The sequence below is a fragment of the Antarctobacter jejuensis genome (genome assembly GCF_052266595.1).
GTDB lineage: Bacteria > Pseudomonadota > Alphaproteobacteria > Rhodobacterales > Rhodobacteraceae > Antarctobacter > Antarctobacter jejuensis.
The window spans coordinates 1-15,805 of record NZ_JBQQXJ010000014.1 but is presented as its reverse complement, the minus strand read 5'-3'; the positions used below and the strand labels follow the sequence as shown (position 1 = coordinate 15,805).

13 protein-coding genes and 1 pseudogene are annotated in these 15,805 nt (G+C 61.6%); 5 read left to right on the top strand and 9 right to left on the bottom strand.

What is annotated here, in order from left to right; genetic code table 11:
• Nucleotides 1-2: 2 nt before the first annotated feature.
• The 8 genes from ugpA to ACTXGA_RS18145 form a co-directional block, all read right to left on the bottom strand.
• Nucleotides 3-884, bottom strand: a complete 882-nt coding sequence (gene ugpA, locus ACTXGA_RS18180; protein ID WP_443396027.1) for a sn-glycerol-3-phosphate ABC transporter permease UgpA — start codon at nt 882-884, stop codon at nt 3-5.
• An 89-nt stretch (nt 885-973) separates the two neighbouring features.
• Nucleotides 974-2,284, bottom strand: coding sequence for a sn-glycerol-3-phosphate ABC transporter substrate-binding protein UgpB (ugpB, locus tag ACTXGA_RS18175; RefSeq protein ID WP_443396026.1), 1,311 nt, complete (start codon nt 2,282-2,284; stop codon nt 974-976).
• A 98-nt stretch (nt 2,285-2,382) separates the two neighbouring features.
• A complete protein-coding gene (locus ACTXGA_RS18170; protein WP_443396025.1) occupies nt 2,383-3,321 on the bottom strand; it encodes an HAD-IIA family hydrolase in 939 nt (312 codons plus the stop codon).
• On the bottom strand, nt 3,285-4,100 hold the full coding sequence (gene phnE, locus ACTXGA_RS18165; protein WP_443396024.1) for a phosphonate ABC transporter, permease protein PhnE: 816 nt from the start codon (nt 4,098-4,100) through the stop codon (nt 3,285-3,287). The genes ACTXGA_RS18170 and phnE (ACTXGA_RS18165) overlap by 37 nt, the downstream gene beginning before the upstream one ends.
• Complete coding sequence (gene phnE, locus ACTXGA_RS18160) at nt 4,100-4,915, bottom strand: phosphonate ABC transporter, permease protein PhnE (RefSeq protein ID WP_443396023.1); 816 nt, start codon at nt 4,913-4,915, stop codon at nt 4,100-4,102. The genes phnE (ACTXGA_RS18165) and phnE (ACTXGA_RS18160) overlap by 1 nt, the downstream gene beginning before the upstream one ends.
• Nucleotides 4,912-5,706: a phosphonate ABC transporter ATP-binding protein gene (gene phnC, locus ACTXGA_RS18155; RefSeq protein ID WP_443396022.1), complete on the bottom strand. Its 795-nt coding sequence runs from the start codon at nt 5,704-5,706 to the stop codon at nt 4,912-4,914. Before phnC ends, phnE (ACTXGA_RS18160) begins: the two co-directional genes overlap by 4 nt.
• Nucleotides 5,707-5,769: 63 nt before the next feature.
• Entirely contained in the window at nt 5,770-6,744 is a 975-nt protein-coding gene (gene phnD / locus ACTXGA_RS18150; RefSeq protein WP_443396021.1) for a phosphate/phosphite/phosphonate ABC transporter substrate-binding protein, read from the bottom strand.
• A gap of 48 nt (nt 6,745-6,792) precedes the next feature.
• Nucleotides 6,793-7,608 carry a DeoR/GlpR family DNA-binding transcription regulator gene (locus ACTXGA_RS18145; protein WP_443396020.1) on the bottom strand — a complete coding sequence of 272 codons (816 nt, stop codon included), beginning with the start codon at nt 7,606-7,608 and terminating at the stop codon, nt 6,793-6,795.
• Between the two features lie 170 nt (nt 7,609-7,778).
• Here ACTXGA_RS18145 and ACTXGA_RS18140 point away from each other — a divergent pair, with 170 nt between their 5' ends.
• From ACTXGA_RS18140 to ACTXGA_RS18125, 4 genes are all read left to right on the top strand, one after another.
• Nucleotides 7,779-9,440, top strand: a complete 1,662-nt coding sequence (locus ACTXGA_RS18140; protein ID WP_443396019.1) for a Na/Pi cotransporter family protein — start codon at nt 7,779-7,781, stop codon at nt 9,438-9,440.
• Between the two features lie 207 nt (nt 9,441-9,647).
• Nucleotides 9,648-10,673 carry an ABC transporter substrate-binding protein gene (locus tag ACTXGA_RS18135; RefSeq protein WP_443396018.1) on the top strand — a complete coding sequence of 342 codons (1,026 nt, stop codon included), beginning with the start codon at nt 9,648-9,650 and terminating at the stop codon, nt 10,671-10,673.
• The gene (locus ACTXGA_RS18130) at nt 10,674-12,893 is read left to right on the top strand and encodes an ABC transporter permease (protein ID WP_443396017.1); all 2,220 of its coding nucleotides are present in this window, start codon (nt 10,674-10,676) and stop codon (nt 12,891-12,893) included.
• Complete coding sequence (locus tag ACTXGA_RS18125) at nt 12,890-13,960, top strand: ABC transporter ATP-binding protein (RefSeq protein WP_443396016.1); 1,071 nt, start codon at nt 12,890-12,892, stop codon at nt 13,958-13,960. Before ACTXGA_RS18130 ends, ACTXGA_RS18125 begins: the two co-directional genes overlap by 4 nt.
• A gap of 4 nt (nt 13,961-13,964) precedes the next feature.
• On the opposite strand, the gene ACTXGA_RS18120 is transcribed toward ACTXGA_RS18125, so the two are convergent.
• The gene (locus ACTXGA_RS18120; RefSeq protein WP_443396015.1) at nt 13,965-14,756 is read right to left on the bottom strand and encodes an inositol monophosphatase family protein; all 792 of its coding nucleotides are present in this window, start codon (nt 14,754-14,756) and stop codon (nt 13,965-13,967) included.
• Nucleotides 14,757-14,993: 237 nt separating this feature from the next.
• Between ACTXGA_RS18120 and ACTXGA_RS18115 the strand changes: the two are divergent.
• Nucleotides 14,994-15,658 (top strand): annotated as a pseudogene (locus tag ACTXGA_RS18115) (transposase); the annotation flags it as partial.
• Between the last annotated feature and the right edge of the window lie 147 nt (nt 15,659-15,805).

Here is a 15,805-nt window from a genome sequence, read left to right as displayed (position 1 = left end):
CATCAGTAATGCACCCTGCGTTCGATGTATTTGAACTGCACCACGGTCAGGATCGAGACGATGAACAAAAGGATCACCGATTGCGCGGCGCTGCTGCCAAGGTCCTGCCCGACAAAGCCGTCGGAATAGACCTTGTAGACAAGGATCGTGGTGGCCTGCTGTGGTCCACCGCTGGTGATGGTGTGGATAACGCCGAAAGTCTCGAAGAAGGCGTAGATGATATTTACCACCAACAGGAAGAATGTCGTCGGTGACAGTAGCGGAAAGACGATGGTGCGAAACCGCGTCCAGAAATGCGCGCCGTCGATGGCCGCTGCCTCGATCACGCTGCGCGGGATCGCCTGCAGACCGGCAAGGAAAAACAAGAAGTTATAGCTGATACGACCCCATGCGCTGGCGACCACGACAAGGCCCATCGCCTCCCCTTCGTTCAGCACATGGTTCCAGTCATAGCCGAGCAGACCCAGGTACCATGTCACCACGCCCACGCGCGTGTTGAACATGAACAGCCACAGCACGCCCGCGACCGCAGGTGCCACCGCATAGGGCCAGATCAGCAGCGTGCGGTAGGTGCCGGAGCCCTTGATCAGCCGGTCGGCCAGAACGGCAAGGTACAGCGCCACGCCCATCGAAACGACCGTAACAAGGATGGAAAACACCGCCGTCGTCACAAAGGTGGCGCGATAATAAGGGTCCGACAGAAGGTATTCGAAATTGCCCAGCCCCACCCATTGCATAGAGAGGCCAAATGGATCGGGGATGAACAGCGACTGCCAGATCGCCTGCCCCGCCGGGTAGAAAAAGAACACAGCCGTGATGATGATCTGCGGCAGAACCAGCAGCAGCGGCAGCCAGATCCCCTTGAAGGTTACGCGCTTTTCCATTTTGCCCTCTTTGCCGCCTGTCAGAGCGGCGACATCTCACGCCCGATACCCGGTCGCGCGCGCCCCGGACGGGACGCGCGCATTCGCGGTTAGCGGCTGGCCTGTTCGAACCGGCGCAGCAGCGCGTTGCCGCGTGTGACGGCCGAGTCGAGCGCCGTCTGCGCGTCCTTGTCACCGGACCAGACAGCCTCAAGCTCTTCGTCGATGATGCCACGGATCTGGTCGAACGACCCAAGGCGCAGGCCCTTGGAGTTGTCGGTCGGTTCCTTGGCCGTCATCTGGATCACCGCAATGTCGGTGCCGGGGTTCGCGTCATAGAAGCCCTGGCTGCGGGTCAGGTCGCCCGCCTCTGCCGTGATCGGCAGATAGCCGGTGTCCTGGTGCCACTTGGCCTGGATCTCGGGGCTGGACAGGAAGTTGAGGAAGGCGGCAACGCCTTTGTATTCCTCGTCGGTCTGCCCTTCCATCACCCAGAGAGAGGCACCGCCGATGATGGTGTTCTGCGGCTCGTCAACGACCGAGGCCCAATAGGGCAGCGGGCGCACCTCGAACTCGAACTCTGCTTCGGCCTTGATGCCTGCGTAGCCTGCGGAGGATTCCGTGAACAACGCGCATTCACCGGCGCGGAAGTTTGCACCACCCTCGTTACGGCGTCCGGCGTAGATGAACTTGCCGTCCTGCGCCCATTGGCCCATCGCAGAGATATGCGCGACCTGCGCCTCACCATTGAAGGCCAGCTCGGTATCGGTGCCGCCAAAGCCGTTGGCCTTCGTGGCAAAGGGCACGTCATGATAGGCGGACATGTTTTCCAGATGGATCCAGCTTTGCCAGGCGGTGGTCATCGGGCAATCGACGCCGGCCGCTTTCAGCTGGTCCAGCACCTCTCCCACCTGTTCCCAAGTCGACAGGTCGGTGTCGGGGTCGATGCCCGCCTCCTGCAGCTTGTCACGGTTGACCCACAGAACCGGGGTCGACGAGTTGAACGGCAGGGACAGCATGTCGCCCTCGGGCGAGGTATAGTAACCTTTGACCGAACCGATGTACTTGGACTGGTCGAACTCGGCGCCCGCGTCGGCCATCACCTCGTAGACCGGCTTGATCGCGCCCTTGGCGCCCATCATGGTCGCGGTGCCAACCTCGAAGACCATCAGGATGTCGGGCTGCTCTCCGGCGCGGAAGGCGGCGATACCGGCGTTCAGCGTCTCTGAATAGTTGCCCTTGTGGCTCGCAACGACCGTGTAATCGGATTGCGACCCGTTGAAGGTCTCGACCTGTTCGGCCACCAGTTCCCCCAGACGTCCGGTGAAGGCGTGCCAGAACTGGATCTCGGTCTGGGCCATCGCGGTCTGGGCCGAGCCGAGCGCCGCTGCCGCGGCGATAATGCTGATCGTGTGTTTCATGAGGTTCTCCCTTGGTTTGCGAATACGACGGTTGCTCTCCGCCGGTGTGCTGCACGTTATGTCCGTGCTTTGAAAAAGTTTCGTAACATCAAATCGTTTCATGGCCGTCTGACCATGTAGTCGGGGACGATTCCGGTCATTTCAACCGCCCGCACCGCATCCTGCCCGGCGAGAAAGCCGAACTCCGTGATCAACGCGGAGGCAATGCCAGCGGCCTGTGCGCCTAGGATATCCGTGTGCAGGCTATCGCCCACCATCAGCACGCGTTTGCGATCCACGTCGCCGATGCGGGCAAAAGCCAGATCAAAGATGTTGCCAAAGGGCTTGCCGAAAAACTCCGGCGCTATGCCCGTGCGATCCGCCAAGCGATGCGCAAAATGCCCCGGCTCTGCCGAGAACCCGGTTTCGCGCGGGGCGACAATGTCGGGATTGCCCACCAGAACGGGACGCGGGCGTTTCTGCAAAGCCGCCTCCAGCAGCGCCTGCCGTTCCTCTGTCCACGCGGCGCTGCCGATCATGAGAAAGCCTTCGACGGCATCGTAGGGCTTTGGGTCTTCCTCCAGATAGGTCAGATCCAGCCCCTCCAGATCCCGCAGACCGGTCGCACGGGTCGCCATCAGCCCCCATCGCATCCCGCGACGCCCCTTCAGCCCCGCCAGCAGGGTGGCGCGGCTGGTGATCACGTCCTCCGGGGCAAAATCGTATCCCAGCCGCGTGTATTTCTCCATCAGGGCGGCATGGGGAAACCCGGCAGCGTTGGAGACGACCAGCACCCTTTTGCCAGCCGCGCGCAGCCCGAGGATACGCTCGGGCGTTCCGGGGATCGCGGTTTCACCGATGTTCAGCACGCCAAAGGCATCCAGCAGGAAATAGTCGAACGCATCGGAAAGGTCGTCCAGCGTCGCGCAATGCCTGCTGTGTTGCGGTGGGCTGACCGCAGGCGGCAATCGGTGGCGCACCGCCTCGTAGGCCTGAAAGGCCGCCTCTGCAGTCAGCGCGGTCAAATTATCGCCCCCCGCACCTTGGCCGACACCCATTCGCTCAGGACAACCGCCGCAAGAATGACAATCAGGATCAGGCTGACCTGTGGCCATGCCAGCACGTTCAGTGACGAGGACAGCTGCAACCCGATGCCCCCTGCCCCGACCAGGCCCAGAACGGTGGATTCCCGGATGTTGATGTCCCATCGGAACACCGCGATCCCCGCGAAGGCGGGCAGGATCTGCGGCACGATCCCATAGGCCATGACCTGCCAGCGGCTGGCACCCGTCGCCGTGATCGCCTCAACCTGCGTCTGGTCGATTTCCTCGATCGCCTCGTACAGCAGCTTGGCGCAGAACCCGATAGAACGGATGGCAATGGCGATGACGCCGGCAAACACTCCGGGACCGATGATCGCGATCAAGAGCAGCGCCCAGATCAGCGAATTGATCGACCGGGTCGAGACGATGATCAGCAGCGCGACGGGGCGGATGAACACCTTTGACGGCGTCGTGTTGCGCGCCGCAAGAAAGGCCACCGGAACCGCAAGGCATAGCGAAATCAAGGTGCCAAGGGTGGCGATGTTCAGCGTGTCCCAGATCGGGCGGCCCAGTTGGGTGATGTATTCCCAGCGCGGCGGCGTGGCGCGGGACCAGATGTCACCGGCAATGCGCGGCGCATCCCAGACAAAGAACCATGTCGTCGCCTCGGAAATGCGCTGCCAGCAAAGCGCAAAGATCACCAACCCGATCAGCCAACCGCCAATGCGCACCAATGCCTCGCGCGGGGTACGCCGCCGCCAGACCTGTGCACCATCTTGTTCCAGAACCGGCATTACTGCACCCTCGCCCGTATGATGCCGGACAGGTATTCCAGCACCATGACGATCCCGATGATCAGGATCAGGATCGCGGCGGCGGTATCGTATTCATACCGGTCGAAGGCGGTATTCAGCGTGGCGCCGATGCCCCCCGCCCCGACCAACCCGAGGATCGCGCTTTCACGGAAGTTGATATCGATGCGGTACATGGACAGTCCCACAAGCCGCGGCATGACCTGCGGCTGAACACCGTAATTGATCCACTGCATCCAGCGCGCGCCCGACGCGCGGATCGCCTCGGCCTGCACGCGGTCCATTGCCTCGATATCCTCGGCCAGAAGCTTCGACAGGAAACCGATGGTGGCAAAGGACAGCGTCAGGAACCCGGCCAGCGGCCCAAAGCCAAAGATCGCGACCAGCAGAATGGCGACGATGATCTCTTGCAGTGCCCGGCTGATGGCGACAATGCCACGGCAGATGACGTAAACCGGCAGCGGCGCCACGTTGCGCGCGGCACCAAGGCCAATCGGGATCGAGATCGCGATACCCACGACAGAGGCGGCAACCGTCATCACGATGCTTTCCAGCAGCCCCTCCCAGATATCCCCGGAGCGGCTGACAAAATCCGGTCGGGTAAAGGACAGGATGAACTGCCACCCCCGGTCCAACCCGGCATAGACCCGGGCCCAATCCACCTCGATGGTCATGAATGCCGCGATCAGGTAGGCACAAAACCCAAGGATCAGCGCCCAGCGCAGCTTCGGGCTTTTCACAAAATGGGGTTTGCGCCACCCCTTGCCCAGCATGTCATCCAGTTCGCGATGGCTCATTCCGCGGCCTCGATCTCTTCTTCGTCCTCGACCTTTTCGATGGTCGCTTCCCAATCCTCTTCGCCATAAATCTCTGTCAGCTTGTCTGCGGTCAGCGCGTCAGGCGGCCCGTCGAAAACAATCTCGCCAAAGCGCAGGCCGACGATGCGCGGCACAAACATCTGCGCCAGTGCGACGTCGTGAATATTGATGATCGCCGCCAGCCCGCGCTCTCGGCACAACTCGGTGATCAGCCGCATGATCTGGCGGCTGGTCTTGGGGTCCAGAGAGGCGGTGGGCTCATCCACCAGCAAGAGTTTAGGGTTCTGGATCAGGGCCCGGCAGATACCGACCCTCTGCCGCTGCCCGCCCGACAGTTCATCGGCGCGTTTGTCGGCCATGTGCAACAGGCCCACCCGGTCCAAGAGGCGGAAAGCTTCGTCCACGTCCGACTGCGGAAAACGGCGCAGGAAGCTGCGCCAGAAACCGACATAGCCCAGCCGGCCGGACAGCACGTTTTCCATCACGGTCAGACGTTCGACCAGCGCATATTCCTGAAAGATCATGCCCATTTCGCGCCGCGCCCGGCGCAGGGCGCCCGTGCCCAGTTTGGTCAGACCCGAATCGTCCAGCATCACCGAACCGCTGGTGGGCTCCACAAGACGATTGATGCACCGGATCATCGTGGACTTGCCCGCCCCGGACGGGCCGATCAAGGCCAGTACCTGACCCGGTGGCACCTCCAGATCAATTGCCTTCAGCGCCTGATCACCGGTTTTATAAGTCTTTGTAAGCTTCTGAAGACGCAGCATTCTATATCCCTTGTTGAGGGCAGTTGGCGGCCCTCAACAAGGGCCGCCTATTTTTGGATGCGCTTATTCGCAGGCGTAGGAAACACCGTTGGCCGCGTCGATCTTGCGGATGACGTCCCAGAACTCTTTGTAGGTGATCGGGATGAACTGACCTTCGTTCGACTTCGAGAATTCCGCCTCTAGCGACGTGCCTTCCCAGTTGAAGTTGAAGAAGGCGTTGCGGATCTTTTCCTGAAGTTCGGGGGTCAGGTTATGTGCCGTTCCATAACCAGTGGTCGGGAAGGTCTGCGACGTATAGAGCGAAACGATCTGGTCGGCCTTGATCACGTCGCGGCTGATCATCCTATGCATCACCGAGTTGGCGATCGAGGCCGCCGGATAGTCCTTGTTGGCGACGCCGAGGATGGAGTTGTCGTGCTTGCCCGAAAAGACCGGTTCAAAGTCGCGGTCAGGGATCATGTCGTAATCCGCCTTCAGGATTGCCGAAGGTGCCTTGAAGCCCGAGTTGGAAGTCGGCGAGGTGAAGGCCAGTTTGTTGCCCTTGATGTCCTCGACCTTTTCGATGCCGGACCCGGGATAGGTGATGATCTCCATCTCGTAGCCGAAACTGCCGTCCGTTGACGCCATGATGGCAAAGGAGCGGAAACCGGCGCAGTTGACGGCCAGCGGGTTTGACCCGGTGTTGAAACCGGCGATATGCAGACGTCCGGACCGCATCGCCTCGATCTGGGCGGCGTTGTTCTGCACCGGGAAGAAAACCACGTCCTTGCCGGTTTCGGCCTCGAGATGGGTCAGAAAATCATCCCAAGCCGATTTGTAGACAGCCGGATCCTCAACCGGCGTGAAGGCAAAGACCAGTGTGTCGGGATCCACCAAATCCGCCGGATCGGTCGGGATATCGGCAATCAAGTCGCCGTCGACGTCGCAATACCGCGTGTCCAGATCGCCGCGCGGGCAGTCCTGCGCAGCGGCGGCGCCGCCCAGCGACATCAGGGCAACCACCGAGGCCGATAGAAGCAGTCTAAGGTCCGTTTTCATGTTTTCCTCCCTTAAAGCGCGGCAGTTTCACCGCATTGGTCTTTCAATTCATGCCTGGTCAGCGACGACGATGGTCACATCCGCATCGTCGATTGCCGCCAGAATCTCCCCCTCCGGCGGCATGTCGACAACTATGGAATCGATATCCGCCATGTCCCCCACCCGGGCGAGCCCCCTGCGTCCGAACTTCTGCGAGTCGATCAACAGGTGTCGTTTGGCCGCGCGATGCATCATGGTGCGTTTGACCGCAGCAAACCCGCGCACCGTTTCCGAAGGCCCCTCGGCAGACAGGCCTGAGGCCCCGATCATGCACCGGTCGACGTTGAAACGCGACAGGAATTCCAATGTTTCGGTTCCGATCACCGCCGACTCAGCCGCCAGATATTCCCCCGGACACAGCAGCACATCCGGCGCCCCGTGCCCGATGGTCATCGCCACGGGGATCGAATTGGTGATGACCGTACAACGGGTTTCGCGAAACGCCAAAGCACGGGCCAGCTGAATCGTGGTCGAGCCAGAGTCGATCATGACGGTCTCGCCCTCCTCGATCAACTCAGCCGCCTTGCCGCCGATCCGCTCACGCTCGGCGCTCCGCGCAGCCGTGCGTTCATCAAGGCTGGGGTAATGTCCCTGTACCGGTGCCGAAGCGCCGCCGTGCGCCCGCGCGATCAACCCGTCTTCGGCCAGCGCATCGAAATCCCGCCGCACGGTTTCCGTCGAGACATTGAAGCTGCGCGCAAGGTCGCTGATCCGCACATGTGGCCGCAATTTCAGCGCCAGAAGAATCTGCCGCCGGCGGTCGGCCTTCTTGAGCCGGTCCCGTCCTTTGTCTGCGAAATTGGGTCGTGTTCCGGTCTCGGTCATGTCTGCGTCCGACTCGATGGCCCGCCCAGAATTGTGGTGTTTCGCGCAGTATTGCAATTATTTTGTTGCAATACCCACGACCTGATGGTGAGAATTACCAATACTCCACGAGATTGATAGGGCTGCCCGAAAGCAATGCATCGTCTCATCGCCAGTCTGAAAAACACGGCATGATCGTCGTCGCCACGCATCTGGCGGCCTCTGTCGCTTTGCTGTTGTGGTCGATCCGACTGATCCGGACGGGCGTGGAACGGGCCTTTCTGCCCGAGCTGAAGCGCGGATTGAAAAGCTTTTCGGATCACAGGCTGTCAGCTGCGGCAGGCGGTGGGCTGGCGGCGATGGTGATGCAAAGTTCGACCGCGGTTGCCCTGATTGGCGCGGGCTTTGCCGTATCCGGAATGCTGTCGCCGCAAACGGCGCTGGCCCTGTTGCTTGGCGCGGACCTCGGCTCGGCCCTGATGACGCAGGTGCTGGTTCTGCCGGTGCAGGATGTGGCCCCTTTCGCGCTGCTGTTCGGCGTGGTGACTTTTCTGAAGGCAGGCAAACGCCGGACCAAGCAGACAGGCCGCATCGCCATTGGATTTGCGCTAGTCCTGATGTCGCTCGGGATGATCCGAGACGCCGCCGGGCCCATCGGCACCTCCCCGATCGTGCAGAACGCCGCCGCATACTTTGAAACCGACCTTGCCAGCGCCTGCCTCGTCGGCGCGCTGCTGGCTTGGGCGATGCATTCCAGCCTCGCCTCTGTTCTGACTTTCGCCGCGTTTGCCACGACGGGGCTGATCGGCGGTTCGGTGGCCGCCGCTCTGGTGATCGGCGCGAATTTTGGCGGCGCAATCATCCCCTTCGCCCTGCTCTGGACCCGCGAACGCCCTGCCCGTCTTGTCGTGCTTGCCAATCTCATGGCGCGCGGCACAGTCACGCTTGTGGCACTTGCGCTGCTGGTGACCGGCGCGCTGAACCTGCAGCTGCTCGGCACCGCTGCCGGACAACAGGCAATCATGCTGCATATCCTGATCAATTGCGCTTTGTTGCTGTTTGCGCTGCCCCTGACGGAACAACTTTTGCTTCTTGCCGGTGCGGTCCTTCCCCGGCACGCATCGGGCCTGCCCAGGACGGTTACGGCGCTTGATCCCGGCGCGCTTGATCATCCGCCGCTGGCCCTCTCCTGCGCCCGGCGCGAGTTGCTGCGCATGGCGGAAACCGTTCAGGCGATACTGGTGCCTGTTACACGCCTTTTCCGCGATTTCGATCCAGAGCTTGTCCGCGTCGTCGAACTGCACGAGGAAGACATCGACCGGATGCATTTCGAGATCAAGATCTACGTCTCGCGCCTTCGCGAATGCGATCTGACCCCGGTGCAGGAAAAGAAGACGCTGGAACTGGTGGCTATGGCAAACGGGCTGGAGGATGCCGCCGACTGCGTGGCGGTCAACCTCGTATCCTTGGCCAAGAAGATGGCGGATGAGGCGGTGAAATTCTCACCCGAAGGTCTGTCGGATATCGAAGGGTTCCACGATCAGGTCGTCACCAACGGGCAATTGGCCCTCAGCGTCCTGACAACCGGCGATGCCGAGGCCGCGCGGCAGTTGGTGGCTGAGAAAGACCGGATCAGGATCGAGGAACTGAACCTGCAAGAACGCCACCTCAAGCGGCTGCAGGACGGCGCCGCGGCAAGCATCGAAACCAGCAACATCCATCAGGAGACCCTGCGCCTGCTCAAGCAGATCAATGCCGCACTTGCCTTTGTCGCCTATCCCATCGCCGAGGAAACCGGCGACCTTCTGGGAACGCGGCTGGCCAGATCGCGCCCGATCGGAGGGGCGGCATGACAGGCGATTGGAAAGAGCGGGAGAAACTTGTTTGCGGCTGACAGGCCGCAATGAAGACAACAGATCGGAAGCTGGAAAGGCTTCCTTCGGACTAGGTGGAAAAGTCGCAAAGACAGGCAGTTACAGAACAACTGCGCACCCCCGCCTGAGGACGAGCACCGGATGACGGCGACACGCCCGCCATTCAACACAAATGGGAGGAACGACATGAAGAAACTGACAACCACATTGGCCGGATCGCTGTTGGCTTTGACCGCCTCGGTCTCCGCGTCCTACGCGGACAAGCTGACGCTGTATTGCTCGGCACAGGAAGACTGGTGCCAGTTGATGGCGCGCAGCTTTGAGGATGCCACCGGGATCAACGTCAACATGACCCGCAAATCCTCGGGCGAGACCTTTGCCCAGATCCGGGCCGAGTCCGTCAACCCCAAAGGAGACGTCTGGTGGGGCGGCACCGGGGACCCGCACCTTCAAGCGGCAGAGGAAGGCCTGACCGAAGAATACATCTCTCCGATGCGGGACCAACTGCACGGATGGGCGATTTCGCAGGCGGAAAGCGCTGGCAACCGCACCATCGGCATTTATTCGGGCGCCCTGGGCTATGGCTACAACACCGAGCTTCTGGCCGCGAACAACCTGCCGGAACCCGGCTGCTGGAAGGATCTGCTGGACCCCGCTTACAAGGGCCACGTCCAGATGGCGAACCCCAACTCCTCTGGCACCGCCTATACAACACTGGCGTCGATGGTGCAGATCTTTGGCGAGGATGATGGCTTTGAGTTCATGAAGGGGCTGCACGCCAACATCAACCAATACACCAAGTCGGGATCGGCCCCGATCAAGGCCGCCGGACGTGGCGAGAACACCATCGGTATCGTGTTTATGCATGACGCCGTGGCGCAGGCCGTGTCCGGGTTCCCGATCAAGGTCGTCGCCCCCTGCGAAGGCACCGGCTACGAGATCGGCTCGATGTCGATCATCAAGGGCGCGCGCAACATGGACGAGGCCAAGAAGTTCTACGATTGGGCGCTTTCGGCCGATGCGCAGAACCTCGCGCTGGAGGTGAACGCCTTCCAGGTGCCGTCGAACATGGGGGCCAAGACCTCGGACAAGGCGCCGGACATGTCGAAGATCACGCTGATCGACTACGACTTCAAAAAGTACGGCTCCTCGGATGAGCGCAAGCGCCTCTTGCAGAAATGGGACGAGGACGTCTCGACCCTGCCTCAGTAAGTGCGCACCATCTCTTCTGAAAAGACCACCCACCCGGTTCTGATCTTCTGGATCGCCGCCGGGTGGGTCGGGTTCTGTCTTCTGCCATGGTACATGGTGGAGGATGGATTGTGGTCGTTTGAATGGCTGTTCGACGGCTATCCGTTTGATGAGGATTACGCACCTGCGGCCTTTCTCATTGCACAGGCGGAAAAGCTCTGGCTGGCGCCGCTGATAATTCCTCTGGTGCTGCCCCTGCTGGCGCTGCGGCGGGTCAAATCGGACCCGGCCTATGCCCGCATCCTGATCCTGTCCGGCGCACTTGGGTTCGGATGGCTGATTGCGCAGGGCTTTGGCATCGGCATCCGGGGGTTCAGCTTTGACTGGCTGAACGCGGCCTTCGGAGAGCTGGGCGACCGCCAGTTCGGCATGGGCTACGGCGCGATGATCTGCGCCACCGCTTTCTTGTTCCTGCTGACCCAAGGCATTGCCGCGCGTGGCGCGGTCAACGGCGACGTCTTCGTGGTCAGCGCCATCGGTGGCGTGATCGCCATCGTCACGGCCTTTGTCTTCTTTCCCATCGCCAAGATGCTGTTCGCCGCCTTCGTCACCGAGGATGGCGCATATTCCATCTCCGTCTTCTTCGCCAAGTTCTTCGATGACCGGCTGTGGGGGCTTGGCTGCCTCTGGGGCGCGCGCTGCGGGGCGGCGTGGAACTCGCTGTTCCTTGCCATCCTCGTCGGTGTCATCACCACCGTCCTTGGACTGTGTTTCGCGCTGGTCGTCACCCGTTCGGGGTTTCGGCAGAAACGGGCGCTGCGGGCTTTGACCGTCCTGCCGATCATCACGCCGCCCTTCGTCATCGGCCTTGCGCTGATCCTGCTGTTCGGCCTGTCGGGCAGCGTCACCCAATTTGTGGCCGACCTGTTCGGCATCCCGCCGACCCGCTGGCTGTACGGCATGCCGGGCGTCCTGATTGCCCAGACGCTGGCCTTTACCCCGATCGCCTTTTTGGTGCTGATCGGAGTGGTCGAAGGCGTCAGCCCTTCGATGGAAGAGGCCGCCCAGACGCTGCGCGCCAACAAATGGCAGACCTTCCGCACCGTGTCGCTGCCCTTGATGCGGCCGGGGCTGGCCAATGCCTTCCTGCTGGGCTTCATCGAGTCGATGGCCGATTTCGGCAACCCTCTGGTCCTTGGTGGCAATTTCGACGTGCTCTCGACAGAGATCTTCTTTGCCATCGTCGGCGCACAATACGATCAGGGTCGCGCCGCCGTGCTGGCCATGGTGCTGCTGTTCTTCACCCTCTCTGCCTTTTACGCGCAGCGCGTCTGGCTAGGGAAAAAGAGCTACACCACTGTCACCGGCAAGGGCGACGCGGGCGTGCATCCGCTGATGCCCGTGGGGCTTTCGCTGCCCGTGCTGACCATTGCCCTTGGCTGGGCCCTGTTCACCATCATCGTCTACGCCATGATCCTCTACGGCAGCGTGGTCGAGCTCTGGGGCGTCAACAACTCGCTGACGCTCAAGCACTACGTCACCGCCTTTTCGGTCCGTTTCGAGGATGCAGGCATCCGCTGGACCGGCGCGGCCTGGGACAGCTTCTGGACGACGATCTACATCGCCGCCATCGCCGCCCCGCTGACCGCTGCGGTGGGGCTTGTGACGGCCTACCTGCTGACACGGCAAAGCTTTGCGGGCAAGAACGCCTTTGAATTCGGAACGATGCTGAGTTTTGCCATCCCCGGAACGGTGATCGGCGTCAGCTATATCCTTGCCTTCAACGTGCCACCGATAGAGATCACCGGCACCGGGATCATCCTTGTGATCAGCTTCATCTTTCGCAACATGCCGGTGGGCGTCCGCGCCGGAATCGCCAGCATGTCGCAACTCGACCGCAGTCTTGACGAATCCTCGCTAACGCTGGGCGCGAACTCGTGGCAGACCTTCCGGCGGATCATCCTGCCGCTGCTGCGCCCGGCCATCCTTGCCGCGCTGGTCTACAGTTTCGTGCGCGCAATGACGGCGATTTCCGCCGTCATCTTCCTTGTCTCGGCGGAATACGACATGGCCACCAGCTACATCATCGGCCGGGTCGAAAACAACGACTACGGCCTAGCCATCGCCTATTCGACGACGCTGATCTTCGTGATGCTGGCGGCGGTTGGCCTTTTGCAACTTCTTGTGGGCCGGGTCCGGATCGGCCGACGCACGCAGCACGCAACGGAGCCCCGCACATGAGTGTCACCATCGCTTCCAAAGCCGCCCCCGTCCGGTTCGAAGGCGTGTCCAAGATCTTTGGCAAGGATGTCATCGCCGTCGACTCCATCGATCTGCAGGTGGATGCGGGCAAACTTGTTACGCTGCTTGGCCCATCTGGTTGCGGCAAGACGACGACGCTGCGCATGATCGCCGGGCTGGAAATGGCCAGTTCGGGCCGTATCCTGATTGGCGACCGCGACGTGACCAAACTGCCCGCCACCGACCGCGACGTTTCGATGGTCTTCCAGTCTTACGCCCTGTTTCCGCACATGAGCGTTCTGGAAAACGTCATGTACGGGCTGACCTTTTCCGGCTTTGCCAAGGCCGAAGCCCGCCAACGCGCCCTCACCGGGTTGGACCTTGTCGGTCTGAAGGGGTTCGACGCCCGCCTGCCGTCTGAGCTGTCCGGGGGCCAACAGCAGCGCGTCGCCGTGGCCCGTGCTCTGGTGCTGGAACCGCAGGTGCTGCTGTTCGACGAACCTCTGTCCAACCTCGACGCCAAATTGCGGCGACAGGTGCGCGAAGACATCCGCGCGATCCAGCAGGACCTTGGCCTGACCGTCGTCTACGTAACCCACGATCAGGAAGAGGCGCTGGCCGTCTCGGATGAAATCGTCGTCATGCGCAACGCCGCCATCGCCCAGATCGGCACACCGCGCCAATTGTACGATGCGCCAAACGACCGCTTCGTTGCCGATTTCATCGGCGAGGCCAACCTGCTCAAGTGCCAGATCGTCACGGTCGCCGACGACATGGCCACGATAGAGATCGAAGGCTATCAACACAGGCTGCCCGCCCGCGGCCTGCCGCCCGGCCCGGCCACCATCGCCGTGCGGCCATCACGGCTGTTGATCGGCGACGACGCGGGCATTCCCGCGACCGTCGCCAAGGCGACCTATGTGGGGGTCCGGATGGAATACACCCTTACAGGTGAGTTCGGGCAGGTCTTTGCGGTGCAGGACGACGTCGACACCCCGCTGGAACCCGGCACACAAGTCCGCATGGCCTTTGCCCAGAAGGGACCGGTGCTGTTGCCCGAAGAATAGCCGCTCAGCCGGACCAAGCCTCGTCGGCAATGGACACCAGCGTGTCGAACACATCGGGCGTTCCGACGACAACGCGACCGCCGTTGCGGATCATCTCGCTCGCGTTCTGCCGTTCGACCCGGCCGCCAGCCTCTTCGATCAACAACTGACCGGCAAGGCAGTCCCAGGCGTTCATGTGCTCCTCCATGTAGCCCAGCAGCCGCCCGGCCGAGACATAGGCCAGCGACAAGGCCCCGCTGGCGTTGCGATGGAACATGGCACCCCGGTCGATCAGCGCCTCCACCACCGGCACCACGTTGCGCGAAGCCACGCGGTTGGAATAGCCGACGGCCACCGTGCCGTCCTGAATGGACTGCCCTGTGGCAACTTGTATCGGTTTGTCGTTCAGCGTGCCCCCCTGCCCCCGGACGGCGACATAGGTTTCATCCACGTTCGGATCGTGGATCACGCCGATTTGGGTCTGATCATCGGCGACCCCCGCGATCACGATGGTCCAAGCAGGAATGCCATTGACGAAATTCGTCGTCCCGTCGATCGGGTCGATCACCCAGTCAAAGCCGCTGCTTCCCGGTTTCGGATCATGCTCTTCGCCAAAAATCCCGTCATCGGGCCAGGCACCGGCCAGACGCTCCCTGATCCTGAGTTCGACATTGCGATCCGCATCGCTGACCCAGTCCTGCGCGCCCTTCCGGTCGACGTGCAAGCTGCTGCGATCCTCGAAATAACTGCGCGCGAGAGCGCCCGCTTCCCGCGCGAATTCAACCGCCGTGCGGGCCCTGTCTGTCCAGTCGGTCATGTGTCCCTCGCTTGCTTTTGCATTGTCCCGGATAGGTTGCGCCGTATGCCCGGACACCTCCCCAGAGGGCCCCGGCCAATCCACGCCGTCGCCGCACCGTTTCGAACTGGCCCAAGTAAATCAAGGCGGAAAGCTCACCGCCATCGAAGGAAGCTTCTCTGCCCCCCCTGAAATCTGGATCATCTGAAGCTGGAGTTTTCGGCTAATCTTTCCTGGCTGGGAGAGGAGCGGAAACGCATGAAAGCATCGAGGTTCACGGAGGCTCAGAAGGCCTTCATCCTGAAGCAGGGCGAGCAAGGCACGCCGGTCGTTGAGATCTGTCGAAAGGGCGGGATCAGCCAAGCGACCTATTTCCACTGGAAGAAAAAGTACGGTGGACCGCTGCCCGACGAAATGCGCCGGTTAAAAGCGCTCGAAGATGAGAACGACCGGCTAAAGAAGATCGTTGCTGACCTGACGCTTGACCGCGAAATGGTGAGCGGGTGAACGCCATCGGGTCGAGAGAACCCGCGAACGGACGTGATCCGGCGAAAGCTCTGAAGCCTGGCCGTTTGCGCGAACTCGTTACCGGGATGTGCGTCGACTGGGGGGTGTCGATCAGGAGGGCTTGTGGGGCCATCCGTTTCGACACGTCCAGCTACCATTACAAGTCCCGACGCACGGATCAGGCTGCTGCGGAGATGCGGATCAGGGAGATCTGCGAGACGCGTGTTCGGTATGGCTACCGGCGCGTCCATGTTCTGCTGCGGCGAGAAGGCTGGAGCATCAACATCAAGAAGACGCGCAGGATTTACAATGAGTTGGGTCTGCAACTGCGGAACAAGCACCCGAAGCGGCGCGTGAAAGCCAAGCTGCGAGAGGAACGGGAAGACGCCAGCGGACCGAACGACGTCTGGGCGATGATTTGCCCGACAGCACATGCGGTGACGTCCCGTCTGGTGGTGTAGCTTTCGGTGGTCATCGGGTTTCCCGTTAGTGTCGGTTTGCGAAAACCAACCTGAACCAAGGCCTTTACCCGATGACCAAACCCATGATGGACCTGCGTGCGC